Raw genomic sequence first — 17,723 nt, forward strand, 5'->3', positions numbered from 1 at the left:
GCCGAGAGCGCCGAAAAAGAAAGGCAAGGAGGTTTTCCCACTCCTTGCCTTTCTCAAGATATAGCGCACCGGGGGGCTTGCGGCAAGGCCCCGGGGATGCCGCAAGATGATCGACCGCAGCCGGTGCGGCAGGCCGAAGTCCGATCTCTTGAATGGGTGTTTCGATGATTGACGTGATCGTGGTCGGCGGCGGACCGACCGGTTTGATGCTGGCCGCCGAATTGCGGCTGCACGACGTGCACGTGGTCGTGCTGGAGAAGCTGACCGGACCGACGGGGGAGTCCCGCGGACAGGGTCTCCACGCCCGCAGCGTCGAGATGATGGACCAGCGCGGTCTGCTGGACCGGTTCCTGGCGGTGAGTGAGAAGTTCCAGGTGGGCGGTCTCTTCGGCGGCATCGCCACGGCGTGGCCGGACCGGCTCGACACGGCTCACCCGTACGGCGTCGCCACTCCGCAGCCGGTCACCGAGCGGCTGCTCGAAGAGCGTGCCGTCGAACTCGGTACCGAGATCCGGCGTGGCTGTGAAGTGATCGGGTTGAGCCAGTCCGAAGACGGGGCCGATGCCGGTGTGACCGTCGAGCTGGCGGACGGCACCGAGCTGCGCTCGCGCTACCTCGTCGGGTGCGACGGCGGCCGCAGCACGGTGCGCAAGCTGCTGGGCGTCGCCTTCCCCGGGGAGCCCGCCACGGTCGAGACGCTGCTGGGCGAAATGGAGGTGACCGAGGATCCGGAGAAGATCGCCGCCGTCGTCGCGGAGGTCCGCAGGACCCAGCTGCGGTTCGGTGTCGGCCCCGCCGAGAACGGGGTGTGCCGGGTCGTCGTGCCCGCCGACGGCATCGCCGAGGACCGTACGGCCCCGCCGGTGCTGGAGGACTTCAGACAGCGGTTGCGGGCAGTCGCGGGCACCGACTTCGGCGTGCACTCGCCGCGCTGGATGTCCCGGTTCGGCGACGCCACCCGGCAGGCCGAGCGTTATCGGACCGGCCGGGTGCTGCTGGCCGGCGACGCGGCGCACATCCACCCGCCGACCGGCGGACAGGGGCTGAACCTCGGCATCCAGGACGCGTTCAACCTCGGCTGGAAACTGGCCGCCGCGGTCGACGGCTGGGCACCGGAGGGGCTGCTGGACAGCTACCACACCGAACGGCACCCGGTGGGCGCCGCCGTGCTGGCCAACACCCGCGCGCAGATCACGCTGCTGGGGACCGATCCGGGTGCGACCGCGCTGCGTGCGCTGTTCGCGAAGCTGTTGGACTTCGAGGAGGTCAACCGGTACGTGACCGGGATGATCACCGCGGTCGACATCCGCTACGACTTCGGTGAGGGGCACGAACTGCTCGGCCGCCGGATGCGGGACGTGGAACTGGAAGGCGGGCGACGCCTCTACTCACTGATGCGTGAGGGGCGCGGGCTGCTCCTCGACCGGACGGGCCGGTTCTCGGTGGCGGGCTGGTCGGACCGGGTCGACCACGTCGTCGAGGGCAGCGAGGAACTGGACGTGCCCGCAGTCCTGTTGCGTCCCGACGGCCATGTGGCGTGGGCCGGTGAGGACCAGCAGGAACTGCTCGACCGGCTGCCCCGGTGGTTCGGCGCCGCCGCCCACTGAGCCCGGCGCCACCGGTCGTCGTGGCCGGCCACGCACGACCGGTGGCCCGTCCCCGGCACCCGTAGGGGCGGGGACGGGACGTGTCCGGTCGGTGCAGCGGGTCAGGAGGCGACGAAGCGCGCGATCTGGCCCAGCACGACCGTGTCCGTCAGGTACCCGATGTGGGTCTGGCAGGCCACGTTGTGGTTGGTCGCGCCGCTCAGCTTGGTGCTGGTGTACGGGAGGATGACGCCGTCGCACGCCGAGTACCAGGTGGCGTACGCGGTGTCACCCGGTGTCTCGTCGCCGGAGGAGATCTGGGAGATGAACGACGAGCCCGGGTACATCTGCTGACAGGTCGTGTAGATCAGGCAGGCACTGGCGAACGTGGTTCCGTGGTTCGCGCCCGCGATGGAGGCGAGGTGGCTGACGCTGGTGTTTCCGCCCAGGACCTTCAGGTAGTACTGGCTGACGAGGCCGCCCATCGAGTGATTGACGATCGCGACCTTGCTCGCACCGGTCTGCGACTTCACGTTGTTGACGAAGGTGGCCAGGCCCTGGGCGTTGGTGACGTTGTTGCCGTAGGAGTTGTACTCGTAGGCGAACAGCTTGGAGCTGGACCAGCCGTTGAGCTGGAAGACGCTCTTGGCGGTGACCCAGTTGGAGGCGTTGCCGGTGTACCCATGGACGAAGACGACCGGGGTGCTGGTCGACAGGGGCTGAACGGCGGCTTGGGCGGACCGTGTGGTCGACGGGGCCGTGGTCTCGGCCGCGCCGGCCGCCGACGTCGAGCCGAACAGGGTGAACGCGACTGCGGCGGCCGCGAGAACGCCGAGAAGCCGGCGGGGTGAACGACGACGCATGGAGCACTCCTGACAGGGGTGTGGGGAGGCGGGGATGCAGATGCCTGCTGGGATCAGAGTCGGGGCGCGGGGCGCGGGCGGCATCGGCGATTTCACCGGTGTCCGGCTCCGATATCCGCCGGACGGCCCTTAGCATCGGCGTCCATGGGGACCTACCTCGACGGATTGATCGAGACACGCACGGCGGGCGGGGCGTGGAAGGCGGAGGTCGATCTGCTCGGATTCGACCTGGGGAAGGCCCGGTACGCCCGCGAGTGCCTGTTCGGCTACGGCGGCAGCCTCGGGGTGGAGCGGCCGCTGTTCGACCGGCGGGGGTGGCCGGAGGACGCCTGCGAGGAGGTGCCGAAGGAGTGCGACGAACTGAACCACAGCCACTCGTACGCGACGGGGGCCGAGATCGCGGCGGTTGACTGGGACGCACCGCTCTGCGACGGCCCCGACGCAAACCGTCTGGGCGTGTGGCGACCGGGGCCGGACGGCGAGCTCGCCCTCGAAGACGTGGTCTGGGCGCCGGTTGATGTGCTCGACGCGGCGGAGGAACTCTTCGGCGAGGACCTGTTCCCGTCCGAATGGCCGGCGGGCGGTCAGGTCCTTCTGAACGGCTCCGTGTACCGGCCGGTGGTCCTCACGGCCGGGATGTTCGTTCCGCCGGACGGCCGTTGGGCCCCGGTGTGGGCGTCGGTGAAGGTGCTGGCGGCCGAGTACGGGAGTGAGAACGTTCGCCTGGTGGTCTGGTTCGGCTGAGCCGGCCCGACCTCGATTCCCGGCCGGCCGGATACGGGCTCAGTCACGGCCAGTCCGAACGGGATGGCCGGTGAAGGCCACAGGTCAGGTCGCGTTCTCCGGGCACGGGGGAGCGCCGGGAGCAATGACCTGGTGCACGGCAACGAGCGGGCTCCGCTCTTCGTCGCGCACCAGGTCGTCAGGCATCCCGCCGGCTGACCGCCGGTGCCGGGGTGCGTAGGCCGGTCTCAGGTCTCAGGAGATGTGCTCGTGGCGCATCCGCGGAAACCGGCCGTCGTGAAAGAGCAGGGGGGTCTCGGGGCCGTGCCCCACCTGGTGTATCCGGAAGGTGATGACCGTGTGGTCGCCCGCGGCGAGTTCCCCGGCGACCTCGCAGTCCATCCAGGAGCTCGCGCCTTCGACGAAGAGCGGGCCGTGTCCGGTTGCGCGGGTGCTGAGGCCGGCGAACCTGTCCGCGTCCTTCGCCGCAAGCTGGCGGCAAGCCGCGCCCTGGTGCTCGGCGAGCACCGAGGCGCCGATCCGCCCGGCCTTCTTCAGGACCGGCCACGTCGAGGAGTCGTTCCGTGCCGAGAACAGTGCCATGGGCGGGTCGTAGGAGACTCCCACCGCCAGCGATGTGGCGACCATCCCGTAAGGCGCTCCGTCGACCACCGCGCAGAGGGCCACGACCGCCGCGGGGAACCCACCGAAAACGGCGCGGACCTGGTCTGAGTGAGCAACCGCAGGCACGAGGACCGCGGCATCGGTGCCGAACCGCCGATCGAGGCCCGCGAGCGTCATATCGCGCCAGCCTTGAAACCGGAGGCGGCACGGATCTGGCGGAGCCCGACGGCATTCGCCTCGATCCAGGCACCGACCACCTCGTCCGCACGGTCCACGAGCGGGGTCTCCAGGTAGAGGCCCCTGGTCGGCACCAGTGCTCCGAGCTCGACCAGGAGTGGGCGCAGGTTCACCTCGGGGGCCATGGAGTGGCCGTTGTCGGCCCCCATCATCAGAGGGATGGCGCACACGTCCTTCAGACCGAGGGTCGGGTACCGGTCGAGGAAGCTCTTCAGCAGGCCCGTGTAGGTGGCCTTGAAGGTGGGCGAGGCAAAGATCACGAGGTCGCTTGCGGCGACCGCGTCGTTCAGCTCCGCCATGTGGACAGAGGGCCACGCGAAGATCTCCGCCACGTGCTCGGCCAGGTCGATCGTGGTGATCTCGTCACCGGGCTCGGCGATGGCCTTCGCAAGTGTCTGAGCCAGGCCGAGAGTTCGCGAACCTGCCTTGGGGTTCCCCGCGACAACGCTGATTCTCACGACAGCCTCCAATCGTCATCACGATGGCGGCGAGCAAACCCGTCAACTGCCTGCTCTGCAGCGGCATCCGGGCGCGCGCGCCGGTTCGGAAGGTGCCACCGAGGACGTATGTCCGAGGGCGAATCACGCCGCCTTGCGGCACCCCTCCGGACACGGGCCTGGTCGCCGCCCGGTCAACATTTCAACAGTGGATTGCATCAGCTCATGACGCCCGGTCGGGTGCTCGCCGCTCTCCGGCCGGGTCCAGCTGATGCCAGTAAGGTCATGTCCGTGCACAGCGCGGCGGTCTGTGCACGCAGGTTCGGCTTTCAAGCGCGACCTGCCTGGCGGACCAAGGTCTTCAGCCACGCCAGGCAGGTCGAGCGTTCACCCTGCCCCTCTACTTACGGGGCACTGCGGATCTTCGCAGAGGCTATTCCCCCCCGGCCTGCCCGGCGGGCTGTGTTCCAGGAGCAGGCGCAGGAGCAGGAGTAGGAGTAGGAGCAGGAGCAGGTGGGGCCATCTTCACCAGGCCGAAGAGCCCGATGAGCAGGAGGACGGCGATGAACGCCGCGCCGCCGCCGAGGGCGTCCCCTGCGGCATTCGCGACCGCACCATGTGCGGTGCTGCCGTCCCCGAGCGCGTCTTCCAGCCGGGAGATGTAGATCGTGCTGAGGACGGCGATACCGAGTGCACCGCCGACCTGCTGCATGGTCTGCAACATGCCCGCCGCAGCGCCGGCGTTCTGCGGTGGCAGACCGGCGAGGACGGTGAAGTTCAGCGATGTGAAGGCGATGCCGACGCCGATGCCGCAGAAGAGCGTGGGGACCACTACGAAGGAGTAGCCGGTGGACGGGGTCATCTGGCTGAGCCAGAGCAGGCCGACGATGATCAGCACCGCCGCGGCGACCACGAGGTTCTTCGGGCCGAACTTCTTCACCAACGGCGGGAAGGTCCACCGGGAGGAGAAGACGCCCAGGGTCAGCGGAACGACCGCGAAGCCGGCCTCGACCGGGCTGTATCCCAGCGAGCCCTGCGCGTACACCATCAGGAAGTAGAGACCGGCGAACATGGCCCCGGGCAACATCAGCATGCCGGCGTAGGCGGCGGCCCGATTCCGGCTGGCGAACAGTGCCAGCGGGATGATCGGCTGGGCCACACGCCGTTCGCCGAGCAGGAACACGATGAGCAGCACGACTCCCGCGACGAAGGCGGCGATCGTCTGTCCGCTGCCCCAGCCCCCGTCAGCGGCGTGGGTGAACCCGTAGACGATGCTGATCAGACCAGCCGTGCCGGTGACCGCACCGAACACGTCGAGCTTGCCCTGGGTATGCGGCAGTTGGGGAATGAACCGGAGGGCGAGCACGATGATCACGATGCCGATCGGCACGTTCACCAGCATCACCCAGCGCCAGTTGGCCCAAGAGGTGAGAACGCCGCCGACCAGCAGGCCGAGGGAGCCACCTGCCGAGGACGCGGCGGTGTAGTAGCTCAGGGCCCGGGCCCTGGCGGCCGGTGCGGTGAACGTGGTGGCGATCAGTGACAACGCGCTCGGTGCGGCGACAGCCGCGCCGATCCCCTGGATCACCCGGGTGGTGAGCAACCAGCCGGGGTTCTGGGCAAAGCCTCCTACGAGGGAGGCGATCGTGAACACGGCCACGCCGACGATGAAGACTGTGCGGCGGCCGAACACGTCGCCGAGCCTGCCGCCGAACAGCAGCAGGCCGCCGAAGGCCACCCCATAGGCGTTGATGACCCAGGTGAGGTTGGCCGAGGAGAAGCCCAGCGCCTCCTGGATGGTGGGCAGGGCGGTGGTCACGATCGTCAGGTCCAGCATGATCATGAGCTGGCAGGTCACGATCACGACGAGGGCTATCGTTAACCGGCGCTCGGCTGACCGGTCGGCCACCTGGGGTGGTGGGGTCGAGGATTTCGACATTGCGTTCCTTCGGACGAGGGGACTGACACTGTGTGATCGGCTCACCTGGCGGAGCCGATCACCAGTCAGGAGCGGTGGCCAGAGGGCCTGTGCCGATGTCAGACGGTCCAGGGGATGGGGTTGGCACCTTCGGTGCCCGGAATGCTCACCAGCGCCCCGGCCTGCATGGCGACCAGCGCCTCGAGCGGCTTGCCGGTGCTGCGGAACTGGCGCACGGACCCGGCCGGCACCACCAGGGCCTGGCCGGCCGAGACCTCCTCGGTCTCGCCGTCGACGGTGAACTCGAAGGAGCCGGCGATCGGCATCCAGATCTGGTCCTTGTCGATCACGTGGACGGGGGACTCGCCACCGTCGATCACCGAGACCTTCCAGGTTGCCACCTGCTCGCTGCCCTGGCTCGGCGCGGCGAGGCCGTACATCACGGCAGACGCAGTCTTGATTGTCCGGTCCTCGGACGGGTTGATGATGTTCATGGTGATAGCCTCCTGTGTCAAGTTGCTTGACACAGTCTAATGGGGGTGGGCGAGGATGTGTCAAGATGGAACTATGGAAAGCGCGGATGAACTGACCGACTACGAGCTCATCTACCTTGTCGGGATGACGTTCCAGCTGTTGCTCGGGGAGTTCGTGAGCAGGCTCGACGAGCGCGGTTACGAAGAGATCAGACCGATAGATGGAATGGCGCTTCAAGTACTCAAGGGCGATGGCGCCACCGGAACGGAACTGGCCGCCGAGCTAGGGATCACCAAGCAGGCGGTGAGCGGAATGGTCGCGCACCTCGAAGAGCTCGGCTACGTGATGCGCGTGGAGCACCCGTCCGGCGGTCGCCGTCAGCTGATTCAGCTGACCGAAAAAGCTTATGTGCACCTGGATGTTGCCGGTGCCGTGCTGCATGATCTCGAAGCCGAAATCATAGGCCGGACCGGGCGGATATCGATGTACACCTTGCGGATGACGCTGGCGGAGATGATCAGGACGCTGAGCGGAGGCGATATCCCTCCGCTGCGACCGACGTGGTGACCAGGGGTTTCGTTCTCTCTGGAGGGCTCTCTGGAGGACCCTTCGGAGAGCTCTGCGGGGAGATTTTCGGACGGCTTTCGGAATACTTCTCGGAAGGCCTTCGTGAGGGCTTTCCGGAGAATCGACTGTCCGTCGATTCTCCGGAAAGCCACCATGGAAATCGCTGATCGAGAGCAACCGGGGCCGGTCTCGCAGGTGGGGCAGACTATTCATTTTCGCCATCAGCCGTAGGACGTGACCAGTTCGACGTCCGTATCCTCGAATCCGACGTCGGCCGTCATTTTGCATCCCAGTCCGGTCTCGATTGCGTCGATGATCGCGGGGCGCAGCTGCGCCCCGCTGATGATTCTGTCGACCGAGCCGACCTCGACGGCCCGCTGGATCGTGTGAATTCCGTCGAACTCGGCTGCGACTTCGCTGAGTTTCGCCGCCCGGACGGCCTCGGTGACCTCGGCCAGTTCGGCATTGAACGTGGCACTGCCGGCCGTTCCGGCCCCTGCCGCCTTTGCCCGGAGGCCGGCGACGCGAGGGTCGGCGGCGGTGCGCTTGCGGACCTCGCCGGCGAACACGACCGCGGCGGCGGGGGCGCCGCCGAGCACGGAGGCGAACGAGCCCTCGACTGCGAGGATCGTCATGTTCGGGTTGAGCGCCTTGGAGAACACGGCGAACGTCCCGCCGTGGCAGCGCGAGACGATGCAGAACACGATCGGGCCGTCGAAGTTGACGACCGCGCGGCCGATCTCGGCGCCGTACTCCAACTGGAACTTGCGCATCGACTCCGGGGAGCCGTCGAACCCGGACATGTTCGCCACGACCACGAGCGGCCGGTTGCCGGAGGCGGAGTTGATCGCCCGCGCCGTCTTCTTCGACGACATGGGGAACAGCGTGCCGGCGGTGTAGGTGTCCGGGCCGTCGGAGGGCGGGAAGCCCTGCCGGGGCACGGCGTGGGACTCGACGCCGAGCAGGCAGACCGGGCGTCCGCCGATGCGGGCGTCCTGGACCACGGAGGTCTCGGCGTCGGCCATGTCCGCCCACCGCTCCAGGACCGGGTGATCCTGGTCGGACACGGCCCGCATCATCGTGCGGATGTCGAACGGCTTCTTGCGGTCCGGGTTGGACGCGGCGGAGAAGATCTCCCCGACCGTGGTGAAGTCGCTCCCATCGGCCGGATGCGGGTAGCCGCTGATGTCCCGGTCGGCCGGGTCGGTCGTCGGGGCCGGGCGCTGCGACCGCTCGCCGGGCGCGATGTACGCGTGGTCGTAGTGGGTCATGAGGAGCGCGGCCGCGGCGGTGAGGTCCGGCGCCCAGTACTGGGCCTGGCCGTTGGGGCCCATGACCCGGTCGTAGCCGCCGATGCCGAAGTTGTCCTCGGCGGACACACCGCCGGAGAAGTCGAGGGACTGCTTGCCGGTGAGGACCATCGCCGAGTCCGGCGTCATGACCAGGATGCCCTTGGTGTGCATGAGCATGGTCGCCTCGGCGTTCCAGTACGGCTGGCCGCCGACGGTGATCCCGGCGATGACGATGTTGATCTCGCCGCCGGCCTGGGTGAACTCGACGATCCGCTTGAGCGCGGCGGCGACCCAGTCCATGTTCTCCGAGCCCGAGGTCATGGAGATCTGCGCCCCGGCGGAGATGGCGAACCACTCGACCGGGACCCGCATCTCCTCGGCCAGGCCGAGGGCGGCGATGACGCGGGCGCACTCGGGCTCGGACAGGGAACCGAGGGACTTCGTCGGGTCGCCGAGCAGCGCCACGCGGGTGATGCCCTCGGGGTACACGGCGGTGGGCGTGGTGATGACGCCGGCGACGATACCCGCGGTGTTGTTCCCCCTCGGCCGGTCCGTCGGGACGAGGCGCCTGTGCCCGGCGCCGGGCCCCACGGCGCGGACCGCCTCGCCGGGTTCGAGGTCGTACTCGGTGAACGTGCCCTTCTCTCCGGTGAGCAGGCCGATGAGTTCGTAGGGGTAGACGGTGCCCCGGCGGGCCGCGGACAGGACCTTCTGCCGGTAGTCGTCCAGCGGCAGGATGACGTCAGTGGGTGGCGGGCCGGCGTGCAGCACCGGGGCGCCCACCGCGTCGCCGGTGATCCGCACCGATGTCTCGGTCGGTTCCCCGGCCACCCGGCGCTGCCGGAGGACGAGTTGGACCTCTTCCAGACCGGCGCCCGACACGGACGGGCGGATCCGGCGGATGAGCGGGGCCAGTTCCTGCGCGCTGAAGTCGCTGGAGGGCCACATGTACATGAGGATCCGGTTGGTTCCTGTGACCTTGCTGCCCGGCCGCTGTGACCGGGCGGTGCGGATCGCGTCGAGGCATGCGGCGAGGGTGTTCTCCACCTCGGGCAGGGCGACGAGCCGGCCGTCGGCGTCGCGCAGCGGGGTCAGGTCCCGGACCTGGCCCATCGCGATCAGCCGCTCGTCCCTGCCGTTGGTCTTCGCGACGGCCCGCAGCAGGTGCAGGTCCTCGTCCGCGGACGGCAGCCGGGTGAGGCTGAACTCGCGGAGCCGGCCGAGCCGCAGGCGCTCGGCGATCTGCGGGTGCAGACCGCGGACCGGCAGGTCCTCGGCCAGGCAGCCGTCGTCGTCCGGCCGGAAGGTGAAGTGATGCTGCATGACGGTGGCCGCGGCGCAGGCGACCGTGACGGTGATCCGTACGACCCCGGCAGGCGCCGGCCGCGACGTGACGGCGCTGGTGACCGCCGCGGCGATCTCGTCGGCGGTCGCCCGGCCGGCCCCGGCGACGTAGATGTCGGCGGCCAGGCCACCGCCGGGCGTCCGGCCGGACAGGGCCTCGGTGGCCGCGACAGCCTCCGGCAGGCCGGCGATGTCCGTGGTGGTGGCCGCGACACGGGTCACGGAGCCCGACGGGTCGGCGGCGAGGGTACCGGCGCGCTCCGCGGTGACGAACCGGTGCCCGGCGATGTCGGTGACGGTGACGTTCACCAGGCGGCGGTTGCCGTAACAGCGGCGGGTCAGGACCTCCAGCAGCGGCGCGTGATCCGGGCCGGGCCGGCCGGCACCGGCCAGTCGCGCGGAGCGGATGATCCGTTGTCCGAGCAGCCGGACGAGGGGTGCGGGGGCGGCGACCATCGCCTGGATGCGGTCGCCGCGGTCAGTGGCCGCCGGGTTCGCGTCGAGACAGCGCAGGTGCGTGCGGACCGCGGCGTACACGCGGGCCCGGCTGCGGCGCAGCAGCGGCTGGGTGAACCAGCGGAGCACGACGCCGCGGGCGAGGTCGGACACGGTGGGGAACTGCGCCCGGGTCGCCTCGATGAGGTGTTCCAGGGTCGATCTCACCTGCTCACGGGCGGACTCCGCGGGCGGTGCACTCGTCTGCCACCGCCGCAGCAGCTCGCAGATGATCACGGCGCCGCCGGTCATCTGCTGCTGGGCCAGGAAGATCCGGAAGACCGCCGTCTCCAGCTCGGGCGTCCGGTCCAGTCCGCTGACGCCGTAGTGGGCCAGGACCCGGCACAGCCGGGCCCGGACCGCATCGGGAACCCTGGCACGGTCCGCGTCGAGGCTGCGCAGGTAGGAGCGGAAGTATTCGCGCGGGCTGTGCGCGAAGCTTGCTGGGCCCGTCGCGGCCGGGTCCGAGCCCGCCGCCCCGGCCTGGTGCACCGGCCTCTTACGGCTCAGCTCCGAAAGGTCGGCGAAGACGGTGAGCAGGGCCAGTTCCGCGGGGACCAGCTCGTCGCCCAGGTCGGCGCGGGCGTCCAGATACCCGTCGAGCAGGAACGTGCGGTCGTCGGCGTCACCGTCGAACCCGAGTAGCAGGCCGCGCAGGTCCCGCAGACAGGCGTCGGCCAGGTCCGCAGCCGCCCCGCCGGCCGCTACCGCGGGCAGGTCGATGGCCTGCTGCCCCGGGGCCACGGCGCCGGCGACCACTGCGTCCCCGCTGGACGCGACGTCCTCGTCGGGCAGCGGCTCCAGGCGCAGCAGCGGCGCACCGGACTCGACCTGGGTGCCGACCGGGGCCGAGCACTCGCGGACCAGGGCACGGAACGGGGCACGCAGCACCGTCTCCATCTTCATCGATTCCAGCACCAGGACCGGGGCGCCCTCGGCGACCTCGTCCCCTGCGGCGACCGGCGTCGCGACCACCAGGGCCGGGGCGGGAGAGCGGACCACGCCGCCCTCGTCGCGGCTGACCCGGTGCGCGATGCCGTCGACCTCGACCTGGTGCACGGGCCCGTGCACGGAGGCCGTCAGCCGGAACCGCTGCCCGTTGACCGTGATGGCGCCGCTGTAGCCGTCGAACCGCTCCAGCACGGCTTCGGCCACGGCGACGTCGCCACCGGCCGCGATCTCGACCCGGAACCGGTCCGGGCCGCGGCGTGCGACCCGCACCCGGTAGGAGACGTCGCGGAGCTTGTAGTCGAGGGGCTGCCCGTGGTCGTGGCGGACCTGGGGCCGCCCGGCGCGGGCGGCGGCCAGCAGCGCCTGCCGGCCGGCCTCCTCCTCGTCCTCGTACGCCCCGACCGCCGCGGCGACGAGGGCGACGCCGGAGTGGGCGTGGGCGGCCAGGCGGCCCTGCGCGCGGACCCGGTCGATCCAGCCGGTGTCGGCCCAGCCGGCCTCGGTGCTGCCGTGGGTGACCTCGGGCTGGTCCAGCAGGTCCAGGACGAAGCTCTTGTTGGTGGCGCCGCCCTCGATGACGACGCTGGTCTCGGTCATGGCGCGGCGCAAGCGGGCCAGGGCCTCTTCGCGGTCGCGGCCGTAGGCGATGACCTTGGCGATCATCGAGTCGAAGTCCGCGGGGATCGTGTCGCCCTCGCTGACGCCGGTGTCGACACGTATCCCCGGCCCGGCCGGCAGGACCAGGCGGGCGATGCGGCCGGGCGCGGGCGCGAAGTCGCGGTCCGGGTCCTCGGCGTTCAGCCGTGCCTCGACGGCATGCCCGGACTCGGTGGGCCGGTCCCCGGAAAGGAGCCCGCCGGACGCGACGTGCAACTGCATCCGCACCAGGTCGGTGCCGGTGGTCAGTTCGGTGACGGGGTGCTCGACCTGCAGGCGCGTGTTCACCTCGAGGAACGAGAACTGCTTCTCGTCCGGGTGGTAGAGGAACTCCACGGTCGCTGCGCCCCGGTATCCGACCGAGAGGGCGAGCCGCTCCGCGGACGTCTTCAGGTCCGTGACCTGCTCCGGGGACAGCAGCGGAGAGGCGGACTCCTCGATGACCTTCTGGTTGCGGCGCTGCACCGAGCAGTCCCGCACGCCCAGGGCCCAGGCCGTGCCCTGCCCGTCCGCGATGACCTGGACCTCGACGTGCCGCGCGCCGGTCACGAGCCGCTCGAGGAACACCGTGCCGTTGCCGAACGCCCGCAGCGCCTCGGAACTGGTCCGCTCCCACGCCCCGGTGAGGTCGGCGGCCGAGGTGATGACGCGGATGCCGCGCCCGCCGCCGCCGGCGGTGGCCTTCAGCATCAGCGGGTAGCCGATCCGCTCCGCGGCCCGGTGTGCCTCCTCCAGGGTGGCGACCGGGCCGCGGCTCCACGGAGCAACCGGGACGCCGACCCTCTCGGCTATGAGCTTCGCGCCGATCTTGTCGCCCAGCCGGCGCATCGCCTCCGCGGACGGGCCGATGAACGTGACCCCGGCCTTCTCGCACAGCTCCGCGAACGCCGGGTCCTCCGCGACGAATCCCCAGCCCGGCCACGCCGCGTCCGCGCCCGACTCCGCCAGGGCGTTCTCCAGGACCGCCATGTCGAGATAGGGGCGGTCCGCGGCCGCGCCGAGGCAGACCGTCCGGTCGGCCTCCCGCACGAACGTGGCGCCGCGGTCGGCGTCGGTGTACAGCGCTACCGTCTCGATGACCGCCCCGGTCTGCGCGGACAGGTCACGGACAGCGTGGATCAGCCGCATCGCGGCCTCTCCGCGGTTGACAATGGCAATACGGCTGAACACCGGCCAGGCCCCCTTCTGAGTATTCATGCGGCGCCGGAAATGCTGTGGGACATCAACAGGGAAGGAAGACCCTAGGGACGCTCGAAGACGCCGAACTTCCACTCGACGTTGTAGCCGAGACCCGTACCGGCCGGCCCTGCCGAGATTTCGGGGAAGACGTATTCGCGCACGATGTGGCGGATGGCCGCCTCGCGAATCGTCCGGTCAGTGATCTCGGCGAGGTACTCCGCCTGATTCGACGGGACGAGGGCCGTCGACAGGTTTTCCTCGGCCAACAGCTCGAACGTCTGACTGGTTGTCGTGCCGGTCATGAATTGCTCGAGAGCCGTGACGACGCCTTCGATGGACTGCGGTGTGGGCAGTATCCGGCGGTCCGCACGCTCCTGGGCGTTCAGGCTCTGGGCTGAACGCGCGTGGGCAACGGCCTCGCGCAGTGGCGTGGGCAGAACGGACGGGTCGGCTGCGTCCAGCGCATTCAGCCAGTGCCGCCTGAGCAGGCGGTTGGGGTCGTGGAAGAGAACGGAGTTCCTGGTGGCGGGCGCGAGGTCGGGCGCATTGAAGACCAGTTTGCCGCCGGGAGCCAGCACGGCCGCGATCGAGGCGGCCGCGTGCCGCATGGGACCTTCGCGGAGCAGGTGGAACACCATGTTGGCCATCACCACGTCAACGTGATCGCCGTCCATGACGTCGAGAAGATCACGGAACTGACCGCCGTCTCCTCGCAGGGAATGGAATCTGGCCCACGGGACGTCCTTCAGGAGTTCGTAGCCCTGAGCGAACCATCCGTGCGGCAAGTCGACGAGGTGGAGCTCGAAACCTATGCCGAGACCGGCAAGGCGCTCAGGAAGATCTTGCGCGATACAGATCTTGGAGAGTTCGATGGATGCCAGGCCGGTACCTGCCCCGTAATCCAGAACCCGGATGACGTCGCCCCTGCGGGCCTGCTCGGCGCGCGCATTGATCGCAGCCATGACTTCGCGGACCACGACTCCGGTTGCTCCGGAGGACCATCTGCGGGGCTGGGAAAGGTCGCCGTCGAAGTAGAGCAGTTCGTGCAGGCCGCGCCCGTCGTCCAGGTCGGAGCCCGGTTCCGGGTGCCAGTCGTTCGCCTGCGGGGTCGTCGCGAGGTCCTGCCCCGCAGCCGCAGCCGCCGGGGGCTGCTCATTCCGGCCGCGCAGCTGGACCACCTCAAGGGGATTCGGCTGCGCGCACACGAATCGGTTGACCGAGACCGCGACAAAAGGCAGCGTGCTCGGGTAGCGGCGTTCGAGGTGGCTCACCGCGGTCAGGCCGGCTCGCCGGCTGCAGTCCATGAACGTCGAATACTCGACCGGGTACTGGTGAGCCAGGCCGCGGTAGGTATCGAAGGCGACTGAGTGCAGCGTGCCGAGATGCTGGGACGCGACTTGCGGAGGCACGCAGTGTGCCTCAAGAAGCACCATGCCGTGCTTGCCGATATGCGTCTTCCAGCGCTCAAGGTGCGCGATGAGATCCGCCTCGACCTCAGTGGCCGACAGCGGCGTGCCGTCGGGCGCCACATACGCGCCGGACGCCGAGCCGGGGACGTCGGAAGACGAACCGCCGCGGTAGGTCCGGCCGTGATCGGCGAACGAGCGGATGTGCAGGCCGTCCTCGATCGACAGCCCGTGCCCGGCCAGTTGGGCCCGCAGTTCCTGTGGCGACGCGACGTCACCAAGCAGGAGAAGCGGGTCGGGTACGCCGGCGGCCTGCAGCTTCTGCCGTGCGTCGTCGAGAGCGATCTGACTGGAGTCGATTCCGACGTAGCGGACGCTGTCGCCGAGCATGGAATGCAGGTGGGCGAGCCAACTGCCGTCGCCGCAGCCCATGTCGGCGATGAACGCCGGGGGCCGGCCGTGTGCGAACATCTCTCGGAATATCGGGTCTGCATCGGCGAAGTACCGGCTGCGTGCAGCCGATCCGGTCTGCACATTGAGCTCTTGCTCGCGATGCCATTCATCGCCGCCGGGGCTTACCACGAGCTCGCCGCGAAGCAGCTCTTCCAGACGGGCCAGCATGGGAAGGTAGGAGGCCGCCAGGCCGAACTCATCGCTGAAATTCCGGAAGGCCCGGCCTTTCGAGGTCCAGCCGCACTCGGAGTCGACCCAGCCGAGCAGGCCAAGGAGACGCTCGACGTCCTGCGGGAGCCGCTCGCTGCCTTCGTGAGCGCGCAGTGACAGCATGGCCGGTACGAGCAGCGTTCCTTCCAGACAGGCCCCTACGAACTCGTCCTGCTCGCTGCCTGCGTGCCATTCTTCGAGGCGCCCGACTGCGGCCGAGAAGGCATCCGAGGTCTCGGTATCCCACGGGGTCTTCCACGAGCCGGGTGCGCTGCCGCTGAACCGGGCAAGGAACCGGCCCGCCTCGACGAGGTGATCGCGATGACGCAGGGCCGCTCGCCCGGACGGCGTCCACGCCGCAGGCCCTGCGTTTCCGTCGAACCAGCCGACGCTCGCGAGGCAGCGCCGAACCACTCCCAGATATCCGGTTTCGGGAAGTCCGCATTCCCTGCCGGGGCCGGATTCCAGCAGGCCGAGCGAGTCGAGCGCGCGGATGATTGAGGAGATGACCACGCCATCTTGGTAGAGGAAATTACGGCGGCGTGCAGAGGCCTTGTGATCTGCCGGCGCCTCACTGTCGGTTGACTGGAACGTGGCGGTTATTGTCGTCTCAGAAGGCACTGAATACCCCTCAACCATCCGTGGTCAGCTGATAACGCGAGCCTGGTAGCCGCATTGAGTCTTCTGCTTGGTGCGTCAGCAGGAAGGGCCGGCCGGAGCCCTCCCCGGGCCCGAACCTGTCGGCCGCGAAGCGGTCCGCGCCCGGGGTGACGAAGATCTGGACCAGCGCGCGGTGCCGCTGGGAAAGGAAGTCGCCGGCACACCCTTCGGCGGCACACCCTTCGGCCTTCGTCATCACGCCGTGGCAGCGCGGGACACGCGGGATGCGTACCGGCACCGGCATCGGCGCGGGGTCGAGCGAGACCGAGGTCAGGCACAAGGCGCTGAAGCCCCAGGGTGTGCCGTCGACTTCCCCGGTGGCGGCGATGACCAGTGGCGCCGCCACCCTTGACATGGTTTCGAAGGAGTCCCCGGCGGCCACGGCCGCGGGGGCCCTGCTCATCCGACGCGCAGGAGGTTTCTCACCCGCACCTGTTCCCGGTCCTCGGTGCGGGTCGTCTGCTCGATCGGTTCGTTCTCACCCGGCCGTCGGCCGGTGAGTTTCTGTCATGCCCCGCCGTTGGCCGAGGACCGGGCCGCCTCGCGGACCTGCGCGGAGAAGTCGTCGCGGAGCGACGCCTCCCAGGCCTGCGAATCGCGCAGGCCCTGCACGGAACCGGTGAAGTGCGGCGCGACCTCCGAGGCGAACAGTTCGAAACTGTCCATGGTCTGCCGGCGGTTGGCCCAGTTCTGCACGGTCAGCAGCAGGCTGCCGAAGCCACCGCTCTGCTCGTTCAGGTACTCGATCGCCTCTATCGCGTCCTCCGGGGACCCGATGATCGCGGTGCGCGTCTCCACCATGTGCTCGACCTCGCGGCCCTCCGGCAGGTCGCCCACGGCGCCGAGAGTGCCCTTGACATAGCTGCGGAACCACTCCGCCGCCCCCTGGCGCACCTGCCGGTACGCCTCCTCGCGGGTCTCCGCGATGTGGGTGCAGATCGCCACACGCCACTTGCTCCGGTCCACCGTGGTGCCGTTCTTCGCGGCCTCGTCCTCGGTGGTCTCCCACAGCTTGCCGAGCGGCGGGGCTTCCCGTCCGGCCAGTCCGGCGAAGGTCAACGGGTTGATGCCGTACTTGCCGGCCAGCCGCATGCTGCGCTCGGTGCCCGTGCCTGCTGCCATCATCTCGAAGCAGGGCTGGGTGTACGGCCGCATCTGCAGCCGGGCCTCACGCAGTTCGAACCAGTCGGTCTTGCGGGTCAACGGCTCGGTGCTGGTGAGCAGGTGGTGGATCGCGTCCAGCGACTCGGCCATCATCCGCCGCTGGTCGCTGGCGGCGATCCCCATCATGTACGCGTCCGAGGGGTGCACCCCGGCGCCCATGCCGAACATGATCCGGCCGCGGGTCTGGTGGTCGAGCTGGACCATCCGGTCGGCTGCGGTGAGCGGGTGGTGGTAGGGCAGGCTGACAACGCCGGTGCCCAGCATGATGCGCCGGGTGCGCTCGGCCGCGGCGGCCAGCAGCAGCTCCGGAGAGGCGACCGTGGACCAGCCGCCGGAGTGGTGCTCGCCGACCCAGGCCTCGTTGAAGCCGAGCTGGTCCAGGCGGGTGATCAGCTCCAGGTCATGCTGCAGGTTCGCGGTCGGGTCCTGGCCGAGCCGGTGGAAGGGAGGAAGAAACGCGCCGAATCGCATGGTGGGGTGTCC

Annotated in this window: 12 protein-coding genes; 3 read left to right on the forward strand and 9 right to left on the reverse strand. The window is 69.5% G+C overall.

Translation table 11 applies throughout. The annotated features are described in order from the left end of the window. Nucleotides 1-164 precede the first annotated feature (164 nt). Nucleotides 165-1,607, forward strand: coding sequence for a rifampin monooxygenase (rox, locus tag ACIOEW_RS33620; RefSeq protein ID WP_401968627.1), 1,443 nt, complete (start codon nucleotides 165-167; stop codon nucleotides 1,605-1,607). A gap of 101 nt (nucleotides 1,608-1,708) precedes the next feature. On the opposite strand, the gene ACIOEW_RS33625 is transcribed toward rox, so the two are convergent. After that, nucleotides 1,709-2,449 carry an esterase/lipase family protein gene (locus tag ACIOEW_RS33625; RefSeq protein WP_401968629.1) on the reverse strand — a complete coding sequence of 247 codons (741 nt, stop codon included), beginning with the start codon at nucleotides 2,447-2,449 and terminating at the stop codon, nucleotides 1,709-1,711. Nucleotides 2,450-2,593: 144 nt separating this feature from the next. Between ACIOEW_RS33625 and ACIOEW_RS33630 the strand changes: the two genes are divergently transcribed. After that, nucleotides 2,594-3,193 carry a hypothetical protein gene (locus ACIOEW_RS33630; protein ID WP_401968632.1) on the forward strand — a complete coding sequence of 200 codons (600 nt, stop codon included), beginning with the start codon at nucleotides 2,594-2,596 and terminating at the stop codon, nucleotides 3,191-3,193. Between the two features lie 234 nt (nucleotides 3,194-3,427). Here the strand turns inward: ACIOEW_RS33630 and ACIOEW_RS33635 are convergent, their stop codons facing one another. From ACIOEW_RS33635 to ACIOEW_RS33650, 4 genes are all read right to left on the reverse strand, one after another. Then, nucleotides 3,428-3,973, reverse strand: coding sequence for a flavin reductase family protein (locus tag ACIOEW_RS33635; RefSeq protein ID WP_401968634.1), 546 nt, complete (start codon nucleotides 3,971-3,973; stop codon nucleotides 3,428-3,430). After that, nucleotides 3,970-4,491, reverse strand: coding sequence for an NAD(P)H-dependent oxidoreductase (locus ACIOEW_RS33640; RefSeq protein ID WP_362549727.1), 522 nt, complete (start codon nucleotides 4,489-4,491; stop codon nucleotides 3,970-3,972). Before ACIOEW_RS33640 ends, ACIOEW_RS33635 begins: the two co-directional genes overlap by 4 nt. A gap of 412 nt (nucleotides 4,492-4,903) precedes the next feature. Then, entirely contained in the window at nucleotides 4,904-6,409 is a 1,506-nt protein-coding gene (locus tag ACIOEW_RS33645) for an MFS transporter (RefSeq protein WP_401968637.1), read from the reverse strand. Between the two features lie 98 nt (nucleotides 6,410-6,507). Next, the gene (locus tag ACIOEW_RS33650; RefSeq protein ID WP_362549721.1) at nucleotides 6,508-6,882 is read right to left on the reverse strand and encodes a cupin domain-containing protein; all 375 of its coding nucleotides are present in this window, start codon (nucleotides 6,880-6,882) and stop codon (nucleotides 6,508-6,510) included. Nucleotides 6,883-6,955: 73 nt separating this feature from the next. On the opposite strand from ACIOEW_RS33650, the gene ACIOEW_RS33655 reads away from it, so the two are divergent. Continuing rightward, nucleotides 6,956-7,429 (forward strand): MarR family winged helix-turn-helix transcriptional regulator, encoded by a 474-nt coding sequence (locus ACIOEW_RS33655; RefSeq protein ID WP_401968640.1) that lies wholly within the window; start codon nucleotides 6,956-6,958, stop codon nucleotides 7,427-7,429. A gap of 221 nt (nucleotides 7,430-7,650) precedes the next feature. On the opposite strand, the gene ACIOEW_RS33660 is transcribed toward ACIOEW_RS33655, so the two are convergent. From ACIOEW_RS33660 to ACIOEW_RS33675, 4 genes are all read right to left on the reverse strand, one after another. After that, nucleotides 7,651-13,338, reverse strand: a complete 5,688-nt coding sequence (locus ACIOEW_RS33660; RefSeq protein ID WP_401968641.1) for a biotin carboxylase N-terminal domain-containing protein — start codon at nucleotides 13,336-13,338, stop codon at nucleotides 7,651-7,653. A gap of 71 nt (nucleotides 13,339-13,409) precedes the next feature. Beyond that, a complete protein-coding gene (locus ACIOEW_RS33665; protein WP_401968644.1) occupies nucleotides 13,410-16,037 on the reverse strand; it encodes a class I SAM-dependent methyltransferase in 2,628 nt (875 codons plus the stop codon). Between the two features lie 10 nt (nucleotides 16,038-16,047). After that, nucleotides 16,048-16,422 carry a hypothetical protein gene (locus ACIOEW_RS33670; protein ID WP_401968646.1) on the reverse strand — a complete coding sequence of 125 codons (375 nt, stop codon included), beginning with the start codon at nucleotides 16,420-16,422 and terminating at the stop codon, nucleotides 16,048-16,050. Between the two features lie 161 nt (nucleotides 16,423-16,583). Further along, entirely contained in the window at nucleotides 16,584-17,711 is a 1,128-nt protein-coding gene (locus tag ACIOEW_RS33675) for an LLM class flavin-dependent oxidoreductase (RefSeq protein ID WP_362549706.1), read from the reverse strand. Between the last annotated feature and the right edge of the window lie 12 nt (nucleotides 17,712-17,723).

This window comes from Streptomyces sp. NPDC087901, from assembly GCF_044742205.1.
GTDB lineage: Bacteria > Actinomycetota > Actinomycetes > Streptomycetales > Streptomycetaceae > Streptomyces.